The sequence below is a fragment of the Mucilaginibacter sp. 3215 genome, assembly GCF_050433785.1.
GTDB lineage: Bacteria > Bacteroidota > Bacteroidia > Sphingobacteriales > Sphingobacteriaceae > Mucilaginibacter.
Map to the genome: position 1 here is coordinate 27,643 of NZ_JBNPWO010000007.1, position 19,604 is coordinate 47,246.

25 protein-coding genes are annotated in these 19,604 nt (G+C 41.8%); 12 read left to right on the plus strand and 13 right to left on the minus strand.

Features of this window, described 5'->3' with window-relative positions:
* Nucleotides 1-5 precede the first annotated feature (5 nt).
* The 3 genes from ABIC84_RS13940 to ABIC84_RS13950 form a co-directional block, all read right to left on the minus strand.
* Nucleotides 6-602 (minus strand): RNA polymerase sigma factor, encoded by a 597-nt coding sequence (locus tag ABIC84_RS13940; RefSeq protein WP_426588928.1) that lies wholly within the window; start codon nucleotides 600-602, stop codon nucleotides 6-8.
* A 176-nt stretch (nucleotides 603-778) separates the two neighbouring features.
* A complete protein-coding gene (locus ABIC84_RS13945) occupies nucleotides 779-1,330 on the minus strand; it encodes a pyridoxamine 5'-phosphate oxidase family protein (protein ID WP_426588930.1) in 552 nt (183 codons plus the stop codon).
* A gap of 183 nt (nucleotides 1,331-1,513) precedes the next feature.
* A complete protein-coding gene (locus ABIC84_RS13950) occupies nucleotides 1,514-2,527 on the minus strand; it encodes a threonine aldolase family protein (RefSeq protein ID WP_429263913.1) in 1,014 nt (337 codons plus the stop codon).
* Nucleotides 2,528-2,606: 79 nt separating this feature from the next.
* On the opposite strand from ABIC84_RS13950, the gene ABIC84_RS13955 reads away from it, so the two are divergent.
* Nucleotides 2,607-3,260 carry a hypothetical protein gene (locus tag ABIC84_RS13955; protein WP_429263914.1) on the plus strand — a complete coding sequence of 218 codons (654 nt, stop codon included), beginning with the start codon at nucleotides 2,607-2,609 and terminating at the stop codon, nucleotides 3,258-3,260.
* Between the two features lie 324 nt (nucleotides 3,261-3,584).
* A complete protein-coding gene (locus ABIC84_RS13960; protein ID WP_429263915.1) occupies nucleotides 3,585-4,169 on the plus strand; it encodes a fasciclin domain-containing protein in 585 nt (194 codons plus the stop codon).
* A 67-nt stretch (nucleotides 4,170-4,236) separates the two neighbouring features.
* Here ABIC84_RS13960 and ABIC84_RS13965 read toward each other — a convergent pair whose 3' ends face one another.
* The 6 genes from ABIC84_RS13965 to ABIC84_RS13990 form a co-directional block, all read right to left on the minus strand.
* Nucleotides 4,237-4,770 (minus strand): GNAT family N-acetyltransferase, encoded by a 534-nt coding sequence (locus ABIC84_RS13965; protein ID WP_429263916.1) that lies wholly within the window; start codon nucleotides 4,768-4,770, stop codon nucleotides 4,237-4,239.
* A 14-nt stretch (nucleotides 4,771-4,784) separates the two neighbouring features.
* Nucleotides 4,785-5,270 carry a hypothetical protein gene (locus tag ABIC84_RS13970; protein WP_429263917.1) on the minus strand — a complete coding sequence of 162 codons (486 nt, stop codon included), beginning with the start codon at nucleotides 5,268-5,270 and terminating at the stop codon, nucleotides 4,785-4,787.
* 262 nt (nucleotides 5,271-5,532) lie between these two features.
* Nucleotides 5,533-6,441 carry an alpha/beta hydrolase fold domain-containing protein gene (locus ABIC84_RS13975; RefSeq protein WP_429263918.1) on the minus strand — a complete coding sequence of 303 codons (909 nt, stop codon included), beginning with the start codon at nucleotides 6,439-6,441 and terminating at the stop codon, nucleotides 5,533-5,535.
* Nucleotides 6,442-6,488: 47 nt separating this feature from the next.
* Nucleotides 6,489-6,941, minus strand: a complete 453-nt coding sequence (locus ABIC84_RS13980) for a DoxX family protein (RefSeq protein WP_429263919.1) — start codon at nucleotides 6,939-6,941, stop codon at nucleotides 6,489-6,491.
* A gap of 28 nt (nucleotides 6,942-6,969) precedes the next feature.
* On the minus strand, nucleotides 6,970-7,452 hold the full coding sequence (locus ABIC84_RS13985; protein ID WP_176624065.1) for an NADH-quinone oxidoreductase subunit B: 483 nt from the start codon (nucleotides 7,450-7,452) through the stop codon (nucleotides 6,970-6,972).
* On the minus strand, nucleotides 7,445-8,062 hold the full coding sequence (locus ABIC84_RS13990) for an NADH-quinone oxidoreductase subunit A (RefSeq protein WP_429263920.1): 618 nt from the start codon (nucleotides 8,060-8,062) through the stop codon (nucleotides 7,445-7,447). Before ABIC84_RS13990 ends, ABIC84_RS13985 begins: the two co-directional genes overlap by 8 nt.
* Here ABIC84_RS13990 and ABIC84_RS13995 point away from each other — a divergent pair.
* A complete protein-coding gene (locus tag ABIC84_RS13995; RefSeq protein ID WP_429263921.1) occupies nucleotides 8,061-9,275 on the plus strand; it encodes an NAD(P)/FAD-dependent oxidoreductase in 1,215 nt (404 codons plus the stop codon). The genes ABIC84_RS13990 and ABIC84_RS13995 overlap by 2 nt on opposite strands.
* Before the next feature lie 478 nt (nucleotides 9,276-9,753).
* Here ABIC84_RS13995 and ABIC84_RS14000 read toward each other — a convergent pair whose 3' ends face one another.
* A complete protein-coding gene (locus tag ABIC84_RS14000; RefSeq protein WP_429263922.1) occupies nucleotides 9,754-10,635 on the minus strand; it encodes a glycosyltransferase family 2 protein in 882 nt (293 codons plus the stop codon).
* Between the two features lie 194 nt (nucleotides 10,636-10,829).
* On the opposite strand from ABIC84_RS14000, the gene ABIC84_RS14005 reads away from it, so the two are divergent.
* The 4 genes from ABIC84_RS14005 to purE all read left to right on the plus strand — a co-directional run bounded on the left by ABIC84_RS14005 (nucleotide 10,830) and on the right by purE (nucleotide 13,371).
* Complete coding sequence (locus tag ABIC84_RS14005; RefSeq protein WP_090524856.1) at nucleotides 10,830-11,219, plus strand: hypothetical protein; 390 nt, start codon at nucleotides 10,830-10,832, stop codon at nucleotides 11,217-11,219.
* Between the two features lie 65 nt (nucleotides 11,220-11,284).
* Nucleotides 11,285-12,424: a 5-(carboxyamino)imidazole ribonucleotide synthase gene (locus ABIC84_RS14010; RefSeq protein WP_091210454.1), complete on the plus strand. Its 1,140-nt coding sequence runs from the start codon at nucleotides 11,285-11,287 to the stop codon at nucleotides 12,422-12,424.
* Nucleotides 12,425-12,465: 41 nt separating this feature from the next.
* Nucleotides 12,466-12,816 (plus strand): four helix bundle protein, encoded by a 351-nt coding sequence (locus ABIC84_RS14015; protein ID WP_429263923.1) that lies wholly within the window; start codon nucleotides 12,466-12,468, stop codon nucleotides 12,814-12,816.
* Between the two features lie 27 nt (nucleotides 12,817-12,843).
* The gene (gene purE / locus ABIC84_RS14020; RefSeq protein WP_429263924.1) at nucleotides 12,844-13,371 is read left to right on the plus strand and encodes a 5-(carboxyamino)imidazole ribonucleotide mutase; all 528 of its coding nucleotides are present in this window, start codon (nucleotides 12,844-12,846) and stop codon (nucleotides 13,369-13,371) included.
* A gap of 175 nt (nucleotides 13,372-13,546) precedes the next feature.
* Here the strand turns inward: purE and ABIC84_RS14025 are convergent, their stop codons facing one another.
* Nucleotides 13,547-14,110 carry a YqgE/AlgH family protein gene (locus ABIC84_RS14025; RefSeq protein ID WP_176624059.1) on the minus strand — a complete coding sequence of 188 codons (564 nt, stop codon included), beginning with the start codon at nucleotides 14,108-14,110 and terminating at the stop codon, nucleotides 13,547-13,549.
* A gap of 109 nt (nucleotides 14,111-14,219) precedes the next feature.
* Here ABIC84_RS14025 and pdxH point away from each other — a divergent pair, with 109 nt between their 5' ends.
* The 3 genes from pdxH (at nucleotide 14,220) to ABIC84_RS14040 (ending at nucleotide 16,749) form a co-directional block, all read left to right on the plus strand.
* Nucleotides 14,220-14,867: a pyridoxamine 5'-phosphate oxidase gene (gene pdxH, locus ABIC84_RS14030; RefSeq protein WP_429263925.1), complete on the plus strand. Its 648-nt coding sequence runs from the start codon at nucleotides 14,220-14,222 to the stop codon at nucleotides 14,865-14,867.
* Entirely contained in the window at nucleotides 14,864-15,361 is a 498-nt protein-coding gene (locus ABIC84_RS14035) for an NADH-quinone oxidoreductase subunit C (protein ID WP_429263926.1), read from the plus strand. Before pdxH ends, ABIC84_RS14035 begins: the two co-directional genes overlap by 4 nt.
* 263 nt (nucleotides 15,362-15,624) lie before the next feature.
* Nucleotides 15,625-16,749: an NADH-quinone oxidoreductase subunit D gene (locus tag ABIC84_RS14040; protein ID WP_429264021.1), complete on the plus strand. Its 1,125-nt coding sequence runs from the start codon at nucleotides 15,625-15,627 to the stop codon at nucleotides 16,747-16,749.
* A gap of 190 nt (nucleotides 16,750-16,939) precedes the next feature.
* Here the strand turns inward: ABIC84_RS14040 and ABIC84_RS14045 are convergent, their stop codons facing one another.
* Nucleotides 16,940-18,031: a S1C family serine protease gene (locus tag ABIC84_RS14045; RefSeq protein WP_413321719.1), complete on the minus strand. Its 1,092-nt coding sequence runs from the start codon at nucleotides 18,029-18,031 to the stop codon at nucleotides 16,940-16,942.
* A 12-nt stretch (nucleotides 18,032-18,043) separates the two neighbouring features.
* Entirely contained in the window at nucleotides 18,044-18,613 is a 570-nt protein-coding gene (locus ABIC84_RS14050) for an RNA polymerase sigma factor (protein ID WP_429263927.1), read from the minus strand.
* Nucleotides 18,614-18,940: 327 nt separating this feature from the next.
* On the opposite strand from ABIC84_RS14050, the gene ABIC84_RS14055 reads away from it, so the two are divergent.
* Both ABIC84_RS14055 and ABIC84_RS14060 read left to right on the plus strand, forming a co-directional pair.
* Nucleotides 18,941-19,144, plus strand: a complete 204-nt coding sequence (locus ABIC84_RS14055; protein ID WP_090524841.1) for a hypothetical protein — start codon at nucleotides 18,941-18,943, stop codon at nucleotides 19,142-19,144.
* Nucleotides 19,145-19,322: 178 nt separating this feature from the next.
* Nucleotides 19,323-19,529, plus strand: a complete 207-nt coding sequence (locus tag ABIC84_RS14060) for a hypothetical protein (protein ID WP_090526183.1) — start codon at nucleotides 19,323-19,325, stop codon at nucleotides 19,527-19,529.
* Nucleotides 19,530-19,604: the final 75 nt, after the last annotated feature.

Sequence of the window (19,604 nt, forward strand, 5' to 3'; positions counted from 1 at the left end):
ACTTTTTAAAAAAAATAAAAAAAATGAATCAGCGCCATTACTAACGCTATCGCCTCCATATGTTCATGCACATAATCTTTTATGGATGACGTGGCAATTTGAAGGTATTTCTTGACGGTTTCGCGGGATAGCTCGAGCTCATCGGCAATCTCATGATACTTTAAGCGGTTATGCCTGCTCATGAGGTAAACTTTTTGCTGCTGAGGCGGCAGCTGATCAATGGCCTCATCAATCAAATTATAATAATGATCTGTTTCCTGAACTTCGGCATTAAAAGGCACAATGCGGGTTTCTTCCAACTTTTTAAGCTGCATCTGCTCGCGGGCAACTTTGCGCAAACAGTTTAAAGCATGGTTTTTTGAAATTACAAACAGGTAAGCTTTGAAATTATCAACGCCGGTCAAAGTTTCGCGGGTCATCCAAATCTTCACAAAAACATCCTGTACAATCTCCTCAGCCAATTCAACTGAATGCGTAATACGCAAAATATGAATGCCTAAACGTTGATGATAGGCTGAAAACAACAGCCGGAAAGCAAACTCACTACCCTGAGCTACCTGCATAAGAAGTTCCTTCTCATCTGATTGAGTAAATTCAAACATAGGTTGATGTATGGTGTTGCAAATATTATAAAAATCGTAGTATTTGCTGCATTAATAATTTTATCGATGAAATCAACTTATAACTATAAAGAAACTGGAATGTTTTAGCAAAACGCAATAAACTCTCATTCCATAAAGTTGTTTAACTGATAAGCATATATTTAAATAAATGTTTATCAGTACAATGGCGTCGGCAAACCATCTAAACTAACCCGGTTTTTCTCCTGCATATAATCGACCAAACCCTGCTCGCCTTTTTTCTCAGCCCATTTTATAGCATAATCCCGCTCGCCTAAATATTCATAAAGTGGTACGCTAAAACCACATGAGGTTTGTACCATATCGATATCACCCACTATAATTTGCCGGGTGGCTATATGGGCATTAAAATATGATGAAAGTTCACGCCACTCTTCATTACTATCATCGGGTAATATGCTATAGCCTTTGCCATATAACCGCAGGATATTGGGTGGCCCGTCAAAAGCGCAGAACATAAAAGTTATGCGTTGGTTTTCGAGCAGATGGGCAGCAGTTTCATTACCGCTGCCAATGATATCCATATAAGCTACGCGGTTATTGGAAAGAATACGGAAACTGGCATTATCTTTTGGTGAGAGGTTTACGTGCCCATTGGGGCTTAACGGAGCCGTCGCCACAAAAAAGATCTTTTGATGAGCTATAAAATCCTTATGATGATCAAGTATCTCATTAAAAAATTTACCCATAAATAAAAGGTTTTAATTAACGATACTCAAATATAAGCATAATCGTTTTAGCGTTTTGAGGAATAAGGCGCTTCAGCCAAAATTTTGATTTGAATATTCAGGCTGAAGTCCCCGTTATGAATTCATTTTGTTCCAGTGTTCACCGAACTTTTAACCTTTCGATAGCGTATTTAAAGTAGAAATCTATACCCCCTTTAATACCCCTATTGTATATTCAACCTGTTCGGCATGCACATCTAAATGAGTTACAAATCGGATCCGGTTTTTACCTGTATCACTCGCTTTAATGCCTTTATCAGCCAGTTTAGCAAGTACAGCAGCAGCCGGTTCAACAGTATCAAATAAAACAATATTGGTTTCAACCGGAATTACATTGCTTACCCATGGCAATCGGCCCAGTTCCTCACCCAGAATACGGGCATGAGCATGGTCTATCTTCAAGCGTTCAACATGATGATCAAGCGCGTAGATCCCCGCGGCAGCTAAAAAACCCGCCTGGCGCATACCGCCACCCAATACCTTGCGGATACGACGGGCATATTTAATAGTTTCCTTATCGGCTAATAAAACCGAGCCTACGGGTGCACCCAATCCTTTTGACAGGCAAACCGAAATACCATTAAAATATCTGCCATACTCAACCGCAGCGTCACCGGTATGCGTAAGCGCGTTAAAGATCCGGGCACCATCAAGGTGAAGCTTTAAACCTTTCTCCCGGCATAGGTTGGCAATAGGTTTGATATTTTCAAGCGTGTAGCAGCTGCCGCCTCCTTTATTAACTGTGTTCTCCAACACTACCAAACTGGTATGCGGGTAATGGATGTTTTCAGCATTGATTTCCGGCTCTATCATTTCGCGCGTAAGGATGCCCCGGTAACCATTCAACAATCGGGTTGACACTGCCGAATTAAAAGCAATGCCCCCGCCCTCGTACCTGTAAACATGTGCGGTTTGATCGGCAATAAGTTCATCAAGCGGTTGGGTAAAACATTTGATAGCTATCTGGTTGGTCATGGTGCCTGATGGGCAAAACAGAGCAGCTTCCATACCAAACATAGCGGCAGCTTTAGCTTCAAGGGCATTTATGGTTTCGTCTTCGCCAAAAACATCATCCCCTACTTTGGCGCTCCACATAGCTTCAAGCATGCCCGGGGTTGGCTTGGTTACGGTATCGCTTCGTAAATCAACGGTCGTCATATTAAATTTATAAAATTTGCGTTCTTTGTATCAGTATTCTGAACATGTTATGCGCTCAATTTTAATCATTTTATTTTTTATGCTGTGTTTTGTATCAGCAAAATCGCAAAAATGGCAACAAGGTAGTTTTACCGATGTGAAGGGCAACCGCGAAACCGGGCTGATCCGCACTAATCCTTCGGGAAAAGGGCCGATAAAAGGTGAGGGTTTCATTGAGTTTAAGGAAAGCGAAAAAACTAATCCATACAAATTAAGCGCAAGCGATTTAAGATCATTTGTTGTTGGCCAGGATAGTTTTGTTGTGGCGCATGCCCCCGCAAACGAATCGTGGACCAAAGAAGAAACCGACTTTGTAAAAGTAGTGCTTGACGAGCCGGTGAAGCTATTTATGGCTAAGGGAGGTAAAGGCGGCGGTGGCAGCGGCTTTGGCATTACACCGGGGATATCAGCGGGCTACGGAAGCGGAGGTTACGGCGGCGGAATTGGCGGCGGCATCGGAATTAACCTTGGCGGCGGTGGCGGCCGCGGCGGCAGTTCAAAAACAACCTACTATTACGGCGAAACTACTGCCGGCATGAAACGCCTTACCGACGAAAATTTTGAAGATATCATGAGCGATATTATGGGCGATGAACCTGACCTGGTTGATCAGATCCATGAACATAAATTTAATCTAAAGAGTATCGATAAGCTCATTGCAAAGTTTAACGAGCTGCAAAAAGCCCGGCAATAAATCTCTTTATCAAGCGACAAACGGATAGATGACTACCTGATACATCAGGGTGGTCGTTTCTGTTTATAGGGATGCATAATTTACTTTTCCCAAAACGCTTAATCTCAAATCTTGCGTCTCAAATCTGCTACCCTCCCCTCTTTTTTTCTTCCTGAACATCACGCGTTTAAGCACAAATGTTAATAAATCAAAACTATTTTACGTAATTAAAAGTTATTAAACTATAGTAATTCACCAAATAAATAACTCTTAATTAATTTATATCGATAAAAACGACTACTCATTACATTTTAATTCACTAAAAAAACAGAAAGAAAGATGAACATGAAAAAGTCAGTTTTAATAGCCGTTGCTTCATTAGCTATTGGTTTTTTATCAAACAAGGCAATAGCCCAAACACAGGATACAACCAAAAAGGACACTGCTAAAACAACTGCTGCTCCTGCAGCCACTTCTACAGCTGCCGCATCTGGCGATGTGGTTGGCGTAATGGCAACTTCAACTAACTACGCGCCAATGGCCCTTGCAATAAAATCAGCTCAGCTTGAGCCAACTTTGCAGGCAGCTGGCCCGTTTACCATATTTGCACCAAATGATGTAGCTTTCAGTAAATTACCCAAAGCGCAGTTTGATGCCCTGATGAAAGACCCTGCTAAATTTGCCCCGATATTGAAATATCACGTAGTTGCAGGTAAATACACCAAGACTGATATCATTAAAGCCTTAGGTGCAGGTAAAGGCAAAGCCGATCTGAAAACCATCGACGGACAAACTTTGCATTTATCCGTAAACGATAAAAGCAATTTGCAGATCACCGATGCCAAAGGCAACGCTGTATTGGTTACCGCGTTTGACACACAAGCAAGCAACGGTGTTGTACACGGTGTTAACGGCGTCATGATGCCTTAATCACAAAATACTTTGTTTAAATTTTAAATCCACGAAAAACCCGGCTGTTGAAGCCGGGTTTTTCCATTTATGACAGGCCTGTTAAGTAATCGGCTTTATTCATTCTAAAATCGAGATATGTGCTGCCAGTTTCCGCATCTGTAAAATCTCCCGTAAGCGAAAAACCTGTTTTCTTCAATAACTTCATAGAACTTTCGTTCCCTTGTTTCGGACAGGCAGTTATCAATTCAAAATGCTGATCATTAAAACCAAAGGCCAAAACCGCTGAAATGGCTTCCTGCATAAAGCCCTGCCCATGATAATCCGGGTGGAGTTCATAACCTATTTCTGCACTTTTATTGGCAGCATTAAGGTTCCAGTAACAAATGGTTCCTATCAGCTCATCCTTGTCTTTTAAGGTTATAGCCCAATAAAAGCCTTCGTTATTACTCACAATAACCTCTATCTTTTTAATAAATGATAGCGCTTCATCAACAGTGGTATTAGCAGCACGGTCAAGGTGTTTGTTCACTTCGGCATTGGAGCGGAGAGCCAATATTTGCGGTGCATCCGACTCAAGTAATCCGCGCAAGCCCAAACGGTCAGTATTTAAAATTTGCATTCCCATCATCATAACTATTTGAATTTCTGGTTTTCTCTATCGGCAATGAAAACCACGGGTAAACCAACACAAATTATCAGCGTTAACATCCCGGTCAGAATAGTACTTACCGGGATATGATATCCCGGCTTCATGGTTATTTTACTCAGCGGCACAACACCTAAATTCATGATGAGCCAGGCAGCTATCCCGTAAGTAACAGCCACGAAATATTTATTGCGCAATCCATTATAAAAGAAGGGATAAAGCAGAAAAAACACCGCGCTGAATATAAAAGCGATCACATAATGAAAAACAATCCCGGCAACTATAATCTCTGCCCCACCTGCAAAAGCTGCTGGTCCGAAAGCGCCGCTGGCAATAAACTTAAAAATAACACCAGGGTTTATTTTATAGTTCAGGATCATGGCTGCAAGTCCATCAAGCGTACCCGTTATAAACCCGGCGAACAGGATATTGACAAGTTTACTCTTCTTCTTCGGGTTTACTTTTTTTAACATGACAGAAATTACAAAAGTGTAAATTTATGCTTTTAGGGTGCTGTTTAAAAAAGAATAGAAATTTTTGTAGAGACGCATAATTGCGTCTCCCGGAAGACAAGCCGATTTAAAGGCTTCTAATCCTGTCGGAAATTGCATGCGGAAGACGCAATTATGCGTCTCTACATTTAAAAACAATCAAATTTAAATAGAAGACTTTTAAGATGCTATAAATTATATATGAAATACATTTTTAACCAATTGGCTTCCCGCAATCAGATTATTACTTCAGATACTCATCCATAAAATAAAACACCCTTTTCCTGATCTCTTCGGCATCAAACATCACCCCATAGTGCGGCGCGTTAGGCACAATAATAAGTTCATTTTTAACACCGGCAAGTTTAAGGTATGAACTTAGCAAAACCGATTGGGTGTAATTGACCGATTCATCCTTTTCACCCTGAACAATGAGAAACGGCTGATCGTTTTTATCAATGTAGGTAACCGGACTGGCTATATTGGCCAGATCGGGCCGCTCGATAGCATAAGCACCAAGCAGCAGGTTAACCGGGCTTTTAGGATCATTAACATCGGTACCTTTGAGTGAAAGGAAATTTGATGGCCCATAAAAATCAAGCGCCAGTTTTATTTTAAAATGAGGCTTGCTTCCTCCCGGATAAAACTCTTTTATATTATTGTTATTGGATAAAGCCAGTAAGGATGCCAGATGCCCTCCGGCCGAAAAACCGATCACCCCAAACTTATCTCTGTTGAGTTTATATTTTGATGCGTTTTGATAAAGAAATTCAACAGCCTGGTTACAATCCCGGATTTGCGCGGGAAATGGCGCAGTAGTACTCCAGCGATAATCGATAGAAGCAACGGCATAACCATTATCAATAAAGCCCTGAACGGTTTTCTGCATATAGCCCATATCGGCATATTTATCATTCAGCATCCAGGCTCCGCCGTGGATCCAGATAATAACCGGGTAACTATCTTTTGCCGTCGGCGGCAGGTAAATATCCAGCAAGTGTTTCTTTAAAGTATCACCGGCATAATTAACATCATTATACAATATTGTGCCCTTTGGAAAAAATGGCTGTTTAGGACTTGATGTTTGTGCGAAAGCAGATACAGATAAAGCACTTATCAAAATGATCAGCAGGTTTTGGGTTATTTTTTTCATAATTGGTTAATTGCTTAAAGATAATCTATATCCTTAAAAATCAACAACTAAATCCCAACCGAAAAATATAAAACCCAGGCAATAAACAACAATTGCAAAGGGATCCGAAACCACAAGTAACCGGTACCGCTGCCATCGTAAGTGGCTTTTTCGAAATTCACGTGCTTCATGGCAGCGTTGATATTAGCAGGCAGCATTACCAAAAACATAACAAGCAAAATACTGCCTGCAGTATACCTTGTGGCATTAACAATCAGCAAAGGGCCCAGAATTATCTCCATTACACCAGTTAAATACACCAAAGTCCCTTTAAAAGGGATAAATGCAGGCATCATCATGACCATCCCTTTGGTAAACATAAAATGCCCTAATGAGGCAAACCAAAGCATCAGCATCATGGCTACATTGCCACTGAGCATGATATTCCAATCATCAATAAAAAGCCGGGAAATAACGGCCGTAAGTATAAAACTTATGATGAGAACGAGCAGGACTTTCATAAGGCTTAAATAAAGTAAGTATCGGGTATCAGGCTTTTATCAATTGTTCGCCTTCAATCTTTTTTTGCAACTCCAAAATAGCGCCAATAAGCGCCTCAGGCCTTGGTGGGCAGCCTTGTACATACACATCAACAGGGATCACCCTGTCAACACCTTTTACCACATGATAGCCATGCTGCCAGTATGGGCCGCCGCAGTTAGAGCATGAGCCCATCGAGATCACATATTTAGGCTCGGGCATTTGCTCGTAAAGCCGTTTAATACGTTCGGCCATTTTAAAGGTTACTGTACCGGCAATAATGATCACGTCGGCCTGCCGGGCGGACGGACGCGGGAAAACGCCAAAACGGTCGAGGTCATAGGTAGAGGCCATAGAGCCCATCATTTCAATGGCGCAACAAGCGATGCCAAAGCTAAGCGGCCATAATGACGATAAACGCGCCCAGTTGAGCAGATCGTTCATTTTGGTTACCACTACACCACCGTTCTCACTGGTTATATCGTTACTCATTTGCAGGCTTTTTAAAAGTTGGCTTAAACATAGGTTTGCGGGCGGGCTCTGGTGAGGGAGTGGCAGTTGCAGCAGCAGTGGCGGTCGCGATAGCAGTTGATACTGTATCAGCGTTGAAAGCTTTTACTGTAAACCTGCTTTGTTCCTGGTTCAACTGTTCGTACAAGGATGGCGGAATATGCACATCGGTATGCGGCACAACGGGAGTTGGCTTAATCCAATCCAGATCGCCTTTGCGCCAAACGTATACCAAACCAATGATCAGGATGCCCAAAAACACAAACATTTCGGCAAGCGAAAGCCAGCCCCAGCTTGAGTCCTGTGCTGCAAGCTCATGGCTGCCAAATACCGTTGCCCAGGGAAAAATAAACACCATCTCAACATCAAACAGCAAAAAAACCAGGGCTATCACATAAAAGCGGGGATTGAATGGCAACCAGGCATTGCCGGTTGGTTCTTCGCCACATTCGTATGAGCTTAATTTTTCAGCGTTGGGATTATTGGGGGCTAAAAGTTTGTTGATAAAAAATATCACGCACACCATTATTATCCCCGTAATAATAAAGATGAGTATCTTTCCAAATTCTGATATTTGCGAAACATCCGTCATGAGTACAAATTTAGTAAAACAAACAGATTTTGACGCTATAATAATTGGCGGAGGCGCATGTGGCCTCATGTGCGCCGTGCAGGCGGGCTTTTTGGGCAAGCGGGTACTGGTACTTGAAAAAAACGACCGTGTTGGCGCCAAGATCCTGATCAGCGGCGGCGGGCGTTGTAACTATACCAACCTTTACGCTACCCCTCAGCAATTTATTTCGCAAAACCCACATTTCTGTAAATCAGCATTTTCACAGTGGACGGTTGATGACACCATCAGCTTTTTTGAAACTTATGGCATCACCGGTAAAGAAAAAACGCTCGGCCAGCTCTTCCCGGTGAGTGACAAGGCCAAAGACGTAGTTGAAGTTTTCACTAACCTGTGCGATGACCTTGGTCAGGAGATCTGGGTAAATACCGAAGTTAAAATGGTAGAAAAAACTGACGATGGTTTTACAGTTCGTGCCGAAGTTAACGGCAGACAGGAATATATAAGCGCTGCCAGTGTAGTGATGGCTGCCGGCGGTTTGCCCATCCCCAAAATGGGCGCTACTGATTTTGGTTTACGAACGGCGCGCAATTTCGGCTTAAAAGTTACCGATACCGCCCCTGCGCTGGTGCCCCTTACCATTACTGGTAAAGACCAGCCCTGGTATGAGCAGTTATCAGGCAACAGTATTTTTTGCCGTATTTGGAATGATAGGGCAAGCTTTGAAGAAAATATCCTGTTTACCCACTGGGGCCTTAGCGGGCCAGCCATATTACAGATCTCCTCCTACTGGAAACCTGGTGAAACCATTAACATCGATCTCCTTCCCAATCAAAACATTGCCGACCTAATCCAACAGGAAAAGGAAACCAACGGCAAAAAAATGCTGCTCGCTTATATAGCATCTTTATATACCCGCAAGTTTGCCGAGGCTTTAAGTGACAAACTTCCAGCCGAAAAAAACATGGCATCACTCACCAAAACCGACATTGAAAATATCAGCGCGCTCATTCACGATTTTAAGGTAAAACCAGCCGGCGATAAAGGTTACGACAAAGCCGAGGTAATGCGCGGTGGTGTGGCTACCGATGAGTTATCATCCAAAACACTGGAAGCTAAAAAAGTTCCCGGGTTGTTTTTTGGCGGCGAATGTGTGGATGTTACCGGATGGCTGGGCGGTTATAATTTTCAATGGGCCTGGGCAAGCGGTTTTGTGATAGCGCAGAACATATGACCGTGATTTCGTTGATTTGGTGATGCTATTCTACAAGCTAACCCATCACATTGATGTCTACGGTCAGTGATAACAAGCCAATAAAATCCTCCTTGCAATTGTAACAAATCGGGCGTCTCAATTTTTTGATTCTCCACAAAAAATAAAAAGAAGCCCGGCGTTCTTTTTTAAAAAAGAGGACTGTTCCATTTTTTGAGAGTGAAAACGCGGAACACTTTAAAAATGAAACACATTGATTACCAAATACATCATGTTTTACCCGAAACACTATTAAATATCTGACTATCAATATTTAAAACTTTTAAGACTAAACACTTTCCGGTTTCACATACGGGCTAAAGCACCATTTTTATTTAGCCTATTTTTAAGCTTTTTTTTGATTTTTTAGATATTGGCCGCGCCGGTTAGGAATAGCGCTGACAAAATAGCGCCACCAAAGTTATGAGTGTAAATACCTATTTTTAATAGCGTTTATTATCTACCGTTCCACTATATTATAATTCCTGTACTCGCCAACGCGCCAGCCCGTAAGGTCTTCAATCTTTTGCAGTGCCTTACGGCGGAAGTCCATACCAGCCCTTAGTTTTTTGGAGTCAAAATCGATATTCCAGTTAGTAGCTGTTATTCGTTTTTGCATAGTTGCCGGATGCGTGCCGGTAAAGCGGATCAGGCGATCTGCATTGCCATAATCAAACTCATAGGTTTCGGGCAAGTGTTCAGCAAACCAGGTTTCGTCGTGATAAAACTTATTAAAGTTACGCACCTTATGGGTTAACCCCTGCGGTGGCTTTGCCCAGCCGTAATGATAAATATAGGCATCAATAAGCTTTACGTTGATCTTACGATGATCAAGCCTGAAGCCTTGCGCATCACGATATGAATGGATACCCTTAATATTTTTGAGCAAACGAATTTCGCGGCGGTACCAGCGCCTTGAATGCCCGTAATAGTCATATGAACCATAAAAATGCAGGTATTTAAACAGCAAGCCTTCAATATTGGGTTTATTTAAAGCTTCATGCATTTCCTTTTTAATAAGAGGATGGTATTTTTCATGCACTGCTTCGTCGCCCTGGATATAGAAACACCAGTCGGCATCAGGCGATATCGCTGCAAAAGCCTTATCTGTTTCGGCAGCGAAAACCTTTCCTCCCTCCTTCAATGATTCATCCCAAACCGAATCAATGATTTTTATAGCCGGCGAGTTGATGCCCTCGATCAATCCCCGGGTACCATCATCAGAGTTACCTACTACTACAATAAATTCATCGCAAAGCGGTAATATGGATGTAATGGCTTCAACAATGGGATAATCATTACGTACAGCGTTCCTGATAAAGGTAAAACCGGATACTTTCATAAGCGGCGTAAAGATAATAACAGAATCAAGACTTCAGGATACAAGATTCAAGACATCGCTTGCCAAGATCAACAGATTGCAGGTATCTTCAATTTGTGACATTGGGATTAGTGCATTTTGCATCCCGATGCGTTACTTTGCAAATAATAGAATTACTGCGCAGTTTGCGGTAATCCATATCAATAAATATAACTATGAAGGCACTCGCCAGGCAACTTTTCAAAACTTTTCTTTTTTCGGTAATCATATCCATAGTAGCAAGTGCGGTTTATTACTCGCTGCAGCACAAAGGTGTAAGCCAGGACCTAAACGGGATACTCCCCTCCTTGTCCGAAAGTGTGGCTTTACTCAATATCTTTATTTTAATAATGACCCTGCCCATGTTGTTTTTAGCCAACCCGGCGTATTACAACAATCTATCTATAAGGCTGGTGCTTTATTTTTCGGGCTCTGTTGTATTTGTCATTACCGCCTTCCGTTTACAGCTAAACCCCGAAAACAAAACGCTTTACTTTATTACGGCCATTAGTTTTATCATAGTACACAGCGTTTTTTATTACCTGATGACCAAAAAACGGCGTTGAGCCATTGTTGTTTAAAGCATTTATAGGCTTTTTGAAAGATTTAGGCTAAACTTGCATCTTCAAATATGAAAGCATTTTACGGAGATTTAAAACTGGGTATTTTAGGCGGCGGACAGTTAGGCCGTATGCTGATACAGCAAGCCATAAACTATAATGTTACTGTTAAAATTCTTGATCCCGACCGCGAAGCGCCTTGCCGCAAACTGTGTGACGAGTTTACCGTAGGCTCATTGGGTGATTATGAAACCGTTTATAACTTTGGTAAAACTGTCGACCTGCTTACCATTGAAATAGAAAAGGTTAATGTTGACGCCCTTGAGCAATTGGAAAAAGAGGGCGTATTGGTTTATCCGCAATCCCGCATTATCCGCCTCATCCAGGATAAAGGTCTGCAGAAGCAATTTTTCAAGGAAAACGATATCCCTACTGCCGATTTCCAGATCATATCATCACCCCAACAGCTACAACAAAGTTTAATCCCGTTTCCTTATATCCAGAAACTACGTAAGGATGGTTATGACGGCAAAGGTGTATACAAAGTAATTGATGAAAGTTACCTTGCCGGCGCTTTTAAAGAGCCGAGCCTGATTGAGCAATGGATAGATTTTGAAAAAGAGATTGCGGTAATTGTTGCCCGTAATGAAAACGGCGAGATCAGCACCTTCCCGATGGTTGAAATGGAGTTCAACCCTAAAGCCAATTTGGTGGAGTTTTTGATCGCTCCTTCTACCCTTCCATTCGCCATCCAGCAAAAAGCGGAACAGATAGCTAAAAAGATTGCCGACAGTCTTAAAATTGTGGGCTTGCTGGCGGTTGAAATGTTTTTAGATAAGCAAGGCCGCATCCTGGTGAATGAGCTTGCCCCGCGCCCGCATAACAGCGGTCACCAAACTATTGAAGGCAATGTGGTATCGCAATTTGAGCAGCATTTGAGGGCTATATTTAATCAGCCTTTGGGCGATACAGCCTGCCTTAACAACGCCATTATGGTGAACGTTTTAGGCGAAGCCGGTTATGAAGGACCTGCCATTTACCAGGGTATCGAAAAGATTTTAAAAGTACCGGGAGTTTACATCCATCTTTATGGTAAAGCCTTAACCAAGCCGTTCAGGAAGATGGGGCACGTTACTATTGTAGATGCCGATAGAGAAAAGGCGATTGAAAAGGCACGGTTTGTGCAGAAAACACTGAAAGTAATTAGTTAGTTTAGTTCATGGTTCATAGATCATGGTTTATAGTAGAACAAATGGCATTTAGATTTGAGGATCTTCAGGTTTGGCAGAAAGCTATGGATTTGGATGAACAAATAAATCAACTAACGAAGTCATTTCCCAAAGAAGAAATTTATATTTTAACATCGCAGATAAAACGCGCAGCTGATTCTGTTGTTCTGAATATAGCTGAAGGATCAACAGGACAAAGCAAAGCAGTTTTTAAGGTATTTTTAGGCTATTCCTTAAGATCTGCCATTGAGGTGGTAAGCTGTCTTTTTATTGCAAAAAGAAGAAACTACATCACCGAAGAAAACTTTAAAGATTTATACACTGATTATGAAGTATTGGTAAAGATGATCACGGCTTTAAAAAATTCCATCTAAAGCCCCTTTTACCATGAACTATAAACCATGATCTATGAACCATTAACCATGAACAATACTACCACACCAAAAGTCGCCATTATAATGGGCAGCAAATCTGATTTAAATGTAATGCAGGATGCTGCTGATGTTTTAGCCGAATTAAGCGTTGAATACGAAATAACCGTTGTATCGGCCCACCGTACACCCGATAGGATGTTTAGCTACGCCCGTGCCGCTGCCGACAGGGGTATTAAAGTGATCATCGCCGGAGCCGGCGGTGCAGCCCACCTGCCGGGCATGGTAGCCTCATTAACCCACCTGCCGGTGATTGGCGTACCGGTAAAATCAAGCAACTCTATTGACGGCTGGGATTCCATCCTATCCATATTGCAAATGCCAAACGGCATCCCGGTAGCCACTGTAGCTTTAAACGCAGCCAAAAACGCGGGGATCCTTGCTGCACAGATCCTGTCAACAGGAGATGAGTACCTGGTGAAAAACCTTATCGATTTTAAAGAAAACCTTAAAAAGAAAGTTGAAGAGTCGGCAAGGGAAATGGAAGGGGAGGAATAGTTGGCGGTTTGCAGTGGCAGTTGTTAGTGGCAGTTGCAGCAGTAATCAGATTATAAGAAGTAAAGGGTAAGTTTATGAACATGCCCTTTTATTATTTACTGCTACTAAAAGCTGCCACTGTTACTAAAAACTGCAAACTGCTATTAAAAACTGCTGCTGCCACTAAAAGCTGCCACTAATTCAACGCCGGATTTTCCGGAAAATTGGCGATGTGGGCATAGCGCTGGCCCAGACTGATCACCACCTGGCGCCAAAGATTTTGTTCATCGAGGGTGAACAGTGTTTCTATATCAAACTTATTAGTCACAATCCAACTGTCTTCTTTTATTTCTTCATCAAGCTGTTGCGGTGTCCAACCAGAGTATCCGGCAAAAAATTTAATTTCTTCGGTACTTAACTGGTAATTGGATACTAAATATTTCACCTGCTCAAAATCGCCGCCCCAATAAAGGCCATCGGCTATTTCAATGCCGCCTTCTATCTTGTCTGGAGCGCAATGTATAAAATGCAGTGTATTTTTGGCTACCGGGCCGCCTTCATAAACAGGCATTTCGGAGTATGATACATCGGGCAATACATCGCCCAATAAATATTCGCTTTGATGGTTCAGGATAAAGCCCATGGCTCCCTCCGCAGAGTATTCTGTTAAAATGATTACTGATCTCCTGAAGTTCGGATCCATCATAAAGGGTTCCGAAATAAGTAAATGGCCTGCCGCGGCCGCTATTGGACTAAGCATAAAGTTTAGCTGTTTAATTACGTAACAAGCATAGTAAAAATATGTTCAATTACGAATAATGATTTACATCATTATATACGGTTTAATTAATTTGTAAGTTTGCATTAAAATGAATCAGCAGGAAATACAAAATTTAAGGCAGGACTATAGTGCCTCTACCCTATCAGAAAACAGCACTAAGGGCGATCCTATTAAACAGTTTGAACAATGGTTTAACGAAGCTTTGGAGGCAAAATTGCATGAACCCAACGCCATGACGCTTTCAACTGCCACCGTAACCGGCAAGCCTTCGGCACGTATTGTACTTTTAAAAGGCTTTCATGCAGGCGGTTTTATATTCTTTACCAACTACTTAAGCCGTAAGGGCAAAGAGATAGCCAAGAACCCGCAGGGCGCGCTAACATTTTTTTGGGGAGGCCTTGAGCGCCAGGTGCGTATTGAAGGCACTATTGAAAAAGTAAGTAAAGAAGAGTCTGAAAAATATTTCCATTCGCGCCCTAAGGGAAGCCAGGTTGGCGCGATAGTATCGCCCCAAAGCCAGGAAATTGAAAGCCGCGATGCATTGGAGCAAAAGTGGAACCAACTGGAAGCCGAGTATGCTGATAAGGAACTGCCTAAACCATCGTATTGGGGTGGATATATCTTAAACCCGCAATTGGTTGAGTTTTGGCAAGGCCGGCCAAGCCGCATGCACGACCGCATCCTTTATAAAAAAACTGATAAAAAAACCTGGAAAAAAGTACGGCTTGCACCATGAGTTTTGATGATATTAAAAACCTGCTCACCGAAAAATTTGGTGACACCGTAATTACCGGCGAAGAAACAGGCGGTCTGCAACCTGCCTTGTTAATTAATCCTGATGATATTACTGCCGTATGCCTGGAGTTGCGGAACAATCCTAAAACTTATTTCGATTTCCTGTCGAGCCTGAGCGGTGTGCATTATAATGACGAAGCAAACCGCTACGGTCTGGTTTATCACCTGGCATCAATCCCCTATAAAACACAGCTTACTTTAAAAATAAGCAAAGCCCATCTAAAAGAAAGTAATGAGCTGCCCGAATTTAAAAGCGTAACCCCTGTTTATCGCACTGCCGACTGGCATGAGCGCGAGGCCTATGACATGCTGGGGATTTATTTTGAAGGGCATCCCGACCTTCGCCGGATTTTACTGCCCGATGATTGGGAAGGTTTCCCTTTACGGAAAGATTACCAGAACGCCGAATTTTACAAAGGCATCAGGATAGATTAACCTCAAATAAACTTTCCTGGCATTAACGGAGCGAAATAAGCTAAGGTAAGCCGTTTGATCACAGCTTTGTTTACTTCATTTTTACAGCGAAGTAGCCCACAAATGAAAAAAAAAGCTGATTTTTGGTAGCCGGCTATATACCCCAAGCAATATATGACCGGATATAAATTTAACCGGATATAAAATTGGTCATTACAAACCCCAAATACGAAGAAGCACTCCTCAGGTACAATAAAAAGATAGCCGGGGCCAGCGTTGAGGATATGGTACTTAATGTAGGTCCGCAACACCCCTCCACTCACGGGGTTTTACGCCTGGAATTAATTACCGATGGCGAGATAGTAAAAGAGTTGATCCCCCATATTGGCTACCTGCACCGCTGCTTTGAAAAACATGCCGAATCATTAACTTACCAGCAAACCATCCCTTTTACCGACAGGATGGATTACCTGGCTTCTATGAACAACAGCCACGCCTTTGTAATGGGTGTTGAACGGATGATGGGTATTGACAAGGATATCCCTAAACGTGTGGAGTACATTCGTGTACTGGTTTGCGAGCTAAACCGCATAGCATCGCACCTGATAGCCATTGGCACTTACGGCATTGATATAGGCGCCTTTACCCCTTTCCTGTGGTGTTTCAGGGACAGGGAGCATATTATGGGGATGCTGGAGTGGGCGTCGGGCTCTCGTATGCTGTACAATTACATTTGGGTAGGCGGTTTATTTTACGATCTGCCGGTTGGTTTTGAAGAACGCTGCCGAGATTTTGTGGAGTATTTTAAACCTAAAATGGTTGAGCTAAACCAATTGCTTACCGACAACCAGGTATTTATTTCGCGCACAGCCAATGTGGGCGTTTTGCCGCTTGATGTAGCTATTAACTATGGCTGCTCGGGCCCAATGTTACGCGCATCGGGCTTAAAGTGGGATCTGCGGCGGATTGATAATTATTCGGCCTACCCCGAAATTGATTTTGAAATCCCCGCTGGGCAGGGGCTGATGGGCAAAGTTGGCGATTGCTGGGACAGGTACAAGGTGCGCGTTGATGAAATTGAGCAATCATTAAGAATAGTTGAACAATGCCTCGACCGTTTGCAGAAAGAGTTAAAGCGCACACCTGATTTTGATCCCCGTGCTAAAATGCCACGCAAAACCATTCCTAAAGCACAGGACTATTATGTACGCTGCGAAGGCGCCAAAGGCGAGCTTGGCTTTTATTTTATTACAGACGGCAAATCGGAGATCCCAACCCGTGTAAAATCCCGCGGACCAAGTTTCAACAATCTTTCGGTACTGCCGGAGCTATCCAAAGGTGTATTAATTGCCGACCTGATAGCGATAGTAGGCTCTATCGACTTTGTTTTGGGCGAGGTGGACAGGTAACAACAATTATTATGTCATTGCGAGCGTAGCGCGGCAATCGCACGGAAGCATGACCGCCCTGTACGGTATGCGATTGCTTCGTCGTTCCTCCTCGCAATGACATGACACTATTATCAAACAAAAAAAAGAGACCCCTCACGGCGTCTCCTTTAATTTTAATATATTAATTTTTATTGGAATGGGCTAATGATTACTGGTTATACACTTTAACCATAAACACATAGTTTTTGAGCTTGCTGCTCTGTTGAGTACGGCTTAATCCAGCTAACTTATTCTTTGTATTCAAATTAAGCGTTTTCGACAACGAATCGGTTGGAATATTTTGTATCGCCTTTAACAGGTAAGTTGATTTTTTAGCAAAATATGCACCTGCAACCTGGGTTTGACGTGCGGTAATTACACCTATTACGTTTCCTTTTTCATCAAGTAAGGGGCCTCCTGAGTTACCGGGGTTTACCGGAACAGAAATTACATATTCGGTAGTATCGCCCGAATAATTTGCTGCCGATGCTAAATAACCTCCTCCATAAACCATATTATCGGCCGGGTAACCGAGTGTGTATACGCTCTCTCCAAGATCACCTTCCGCCCTTTTCAGATTATATGGTATAGGGCCAAGATTTTTAAATGATGGATCATTGATCTGTAAAATAGCCAGATCATACTGAGGCTCGGTATAAATAACCTTAGCATGAAATGATTCGCCCGCGGCATTCTGCACATAAACCGAATCAGCATTTTTAATCACATGGTAGTCTGTAGCCAGGTAACCATTTGATGTTAATGCAAAACCGGTGCCCCTGAAATTAGCAGGTGTCCTGGTTATTTTGGGTTTTACCGGAGTACGTCCATGGCCTATCTGAGCAACCGTTTTCTCCATGTTGTTGATCTTTTCGCTCAGTTGCTGATATTTTGACTTATCATTATTCAGCTTACCTGTCAGGATCAGGATGGTTAAAACGCCAAAAATAGCAATTGAAGCGGCTACCGATATTTTTGAATGATGATTACGCCACATACGCACAATCCATACCGGATGGATCATTACCTCTTCTTTCAAAGCATGAACATCAATTTCATTATGGATGGCGTTTAAGCGATTCTCAAGCTCAAGGCGTTCGCCGTATTGCTTCAGTAAGCCTATAAATTTAATGTGTTCGGTAACTTTACTTTCAACAGCCGCATCGTTTTTGCGAAGCAGCTCAAATTGAACACGTTCTTCGGCGGTCATGCTACCGTCGAGGTACCGTTCAATAAATTCTGTTAGTTGGTTATCACTCATCTCTTGATCTCCTTATTTCTGCTGAAAAAATAATTTCTTCAGCCTTTGCAGGCATTTGTACTTCTGCGTTTTGGCATTATCCGCATTGGTGTAACCAAACCGCTCACAGATCTCCTGCATCGATCTGTTTTTTATATAAAAGTCTTCCATAATGGTTTTACAGGGTTCGCCTAATAACTGGAGCGCACTCTCCATTTTATCAAACTGAACGTCCCTGTCGTTATGGTTGTCAATTTCTTCTTCAACGGGCAGGTGTTCTTCAAAGTCCCTGATATCGCCACCGTACCTGTTCATTTGGCTTAACCTTTTAAGCCAAAGCCGCCGGCAAACTGAGTATATATATGTTTTAAGCTTACTGTTTAGCTCAAAATCACCCGCTTTAATCTTATTATAAAGAACGATAATGGCTTCCTGGTAAATATCCTTCGCGTCATCCTCATCGCCATTGTTGTTAATGATCAACTGTAATATCATCGGAAAGTAGGTTGTATAGAGCCTCTTCAGCACTATTTCCGAGTTATTAAGTATCCCAAGAACTATTTCACTATCTGTTGGAGCCGAAGCTTTTAAGTCTTTATTCACTCTTAATACTATTTAGGTCAAATTGTAACCCACTATTATCAAAAAAAATCAAACTAAATAAATTAATAACATTGGCATTACATTTCATGACCTGTAACAATTGTGTACTGCATTAATTTAACGTTAATACCGGCAGGTAAACAAGGTAACCCAATGTTAAAAACTATGCAGGCAAATCTGCAATAAAAAAACCGCTTGCAAAAGCCGGTACGTAAACTACCTCCCTATGGAATTTACAAAGATTTAATTTTTATGGGTTACCTTTTCAACTAATGCGTATTAAGTAACAAACGATCACAAAACGTTAACATTTTAAAAATTAAGAAAATGAAAAACACATTTAAATTAGCATTCGTAGCATTAGTTCTGGCAGCTTCTTTTTCAGCTTGTAACGGTGACTCTAAAAAAACTGAAGGTGATACTACTAAAACTACTGTAGTTGACTCAACTAAAGTTGTTACTGACTCTACTAAAACTGACACTACTAAAGTTGTTGCTGATACTACTAAAAAAGACACCACCAAGAAATAATTATTTCTGATAAAATAGAAAGTAGTTAAATATCATTTTTAATCTTTTTCTATTGATTTTTTAGTTATCCATCAATAAAAAAGGTGACTTGTAATTTTTTTTCAAAATTATGGGTTACCTTTTTTTATTTCTGGTATTAAGCTGTAAACTATTAAATCACTTATTAAAAAAATTAAACATGAAAAATTTCAAATTAGGCTTTTTAGCTTTAGCTATCGCTGTTTCTTTCGCTGCTTGTAAAGGTTCTTCATCATCTTCTGCTGCTGATTCAACTAAAGCTGATTCTTCTAAAATGGCTGCTGATACTACTAAAGCTGACACTTCTAAAATGGCTGCTGATACTACTAAAGCTGACACCACTAAAAAAGACACTACTAAAAAGTAATTTAACTTTTTATGTTAAAAAAAATGCCCCCGGTTTTCCGAGGGCGTTTTTTTTTGCTCAAAACCGCCAAACAAT

Bases quoted from the DNA above. Each gene is read 5' to 3' on its own strand.
- ABIC84_RS13955 (WP_429263914.1), top strand. From the start codon at position 2,607: ATGCTGTGTTTTGTATCAGCAAAATCGCAAAAATGGCAACAAGGTAGT.
- ABIC84_RS13950 (WP_429263913.1), bottom strand. From the start codon at position 2,527: ATGACGACCGTTGATTTACGAAGCGATACCGTAACCAAGCCAACCCCG.
- ABIC84_RS13990 (WP_429263920.1), bottom strand. From the start codon at position 8,062: ATGACGGATGTTTCGCAAATATCAGAATTTGGAAAGATACTCATCTTT.
- ABIC84_RS14045 (WP_413321719.1), bottom strand. From the start codon at position 18,031: ATGAGTGATAACCAACTAACAGAATTTATTGAACGGTACCTCGACGGT.
- ABIC84_RS14055 (WP_090524841.1), top strand. From the start codon at position 18,941: ATGAAAAACACATTTAAATTAGCATTCGTAGCATTAGTTCTGGCAGCT.
- ABIC84_RS13985 (WP_176624065.1), bottom strand. From the start codon at position 7,452: ATGAGTAACGATATAACCAGTGAGAACGGTGGTGTAGTGGTAACCAAA.
- ABIC84_RS13965 (WP_429263916.1), bottom strand. From the start codon at position 4,770: ATGCAAATTTTAAATACTGACCGTTTGGGCTTGCGCGGATTACTTGAG.
- ABIC84_RS13975 (WP_429263918.1), bottom strand. From the start codon at position 6,441: ATGAAAAAAATAACCCAAAACCTGCTGATCATTTTGATAAGTGCTTTA.
- pdxH (WP_429263925.1), top strand. From the start codon at position 14,220: ATGAATCAGCAGGAAATACAAAATTTAAGGCAGGACTATAGTGCCTCT.
- ABIC84_RS14015 (WP_429263923.1), top strand. From the start codon at position 12,466: ATGGCATTTAGATTTGAGGATCTTCAGGTTTGGCAGAAAGCTATGGAT.
- ABIC84_RS14035 (WP_429263926.1), top strand. From the start codon at position 14,864: ATGAGTTTTGATGATATTAAAAACCTGCTCACCGAAAAATTTGGTGAC.
- ABIC84_RS14025 (WP_176624059.1), bottom strand. From the start codon at position 14,110: ATGCTTAGTCCAATAGCGGCCGCGGCAGGCCATTTACTTATTTCGGAA.
- ABIC84_RS14010 (WP_091210454.1), top strand. From the start codon at position 11,285: ATGAAAGCATTTTACGGAGATTTAAAACTGGGTATTTTAGGCGGCGGA.
- ABIC84_RS14060 (WP_090526183.1), top strand. From the start codon at position 19,323: ATGAAAAATTTCAAATTAGGCTTTTTAGCTTTAGCTATCGCTGTTTCT.
- ABIC84_RS13995 (WP_429263921.1), top strand. From the start codon at position 8,061: ATGAGTACAAATTTAGTAAAACAAACAGATTTTGACGCTATAATAATT.
- ABIC84_RS13940 (WP_426588928.1), bottom strand. From the start codon at position 602: ATGTTTGAATTTACTCAATCAGATGAGAAGGAACTTCTTATGCAGGTA.
- ABIC84_RS14005 (WP_090524856.1), top strand. From the start codon at position 10,830: ATGAAGGCACTCGCCAGGCAACTTTTCAAAACTTTTCTTTTTTCGGTA.
- purE (WP_429263924.1), top strand. From the start codon at position 12,844: ATGATCTATGAACCATTAACCATGAACAATACTACCACACCAAAAGTC.
- ABIC84_RS14000 (WP_429263922.1), bottom strand. From the start codon at position 10,635: ATGAAAGTATCCGGTTTTACCTTTATCAGGAACGCTGTACGTAATGAT.
- ABIC84_RS13960 (WP_429263915.1), top strand. From the start codon at position 3,585: ATGAAAAAGTCAGTTTTAATAGCCGTTGCTTCATTAGCTATTGGTTTT.
- ABIC84_RS13980 (WP_429263919.1), bottom strand. From the start codon at position 6,941: ATGAAAGTCCTGCTCGTTCTCATCATAAGTTTTATACTTACGGCCGTT.
- ABIC84_RS13970 (WP_429263917.1), bottom strand. From the start codon at position 5,270: ATGTTAAAAAAAGTAAACCCGAAGAAGAAGAGTAAACTTGTCAATATC.
- ABIC84_RS13945 (WP_426588930.1), bottom strand. From the start codon at position 1,330: ATGGGTAAATTTTTTAATGAGATACTTGATCATCATAAGGATTTTATA.
- ABIC84_RS14040 (WP_429264021.1), top strand. From the start codon at position 15,625: ATGGTACTTAATGTAGGTCCGCAACACCCCTCCACTCACGGGGTTTTA.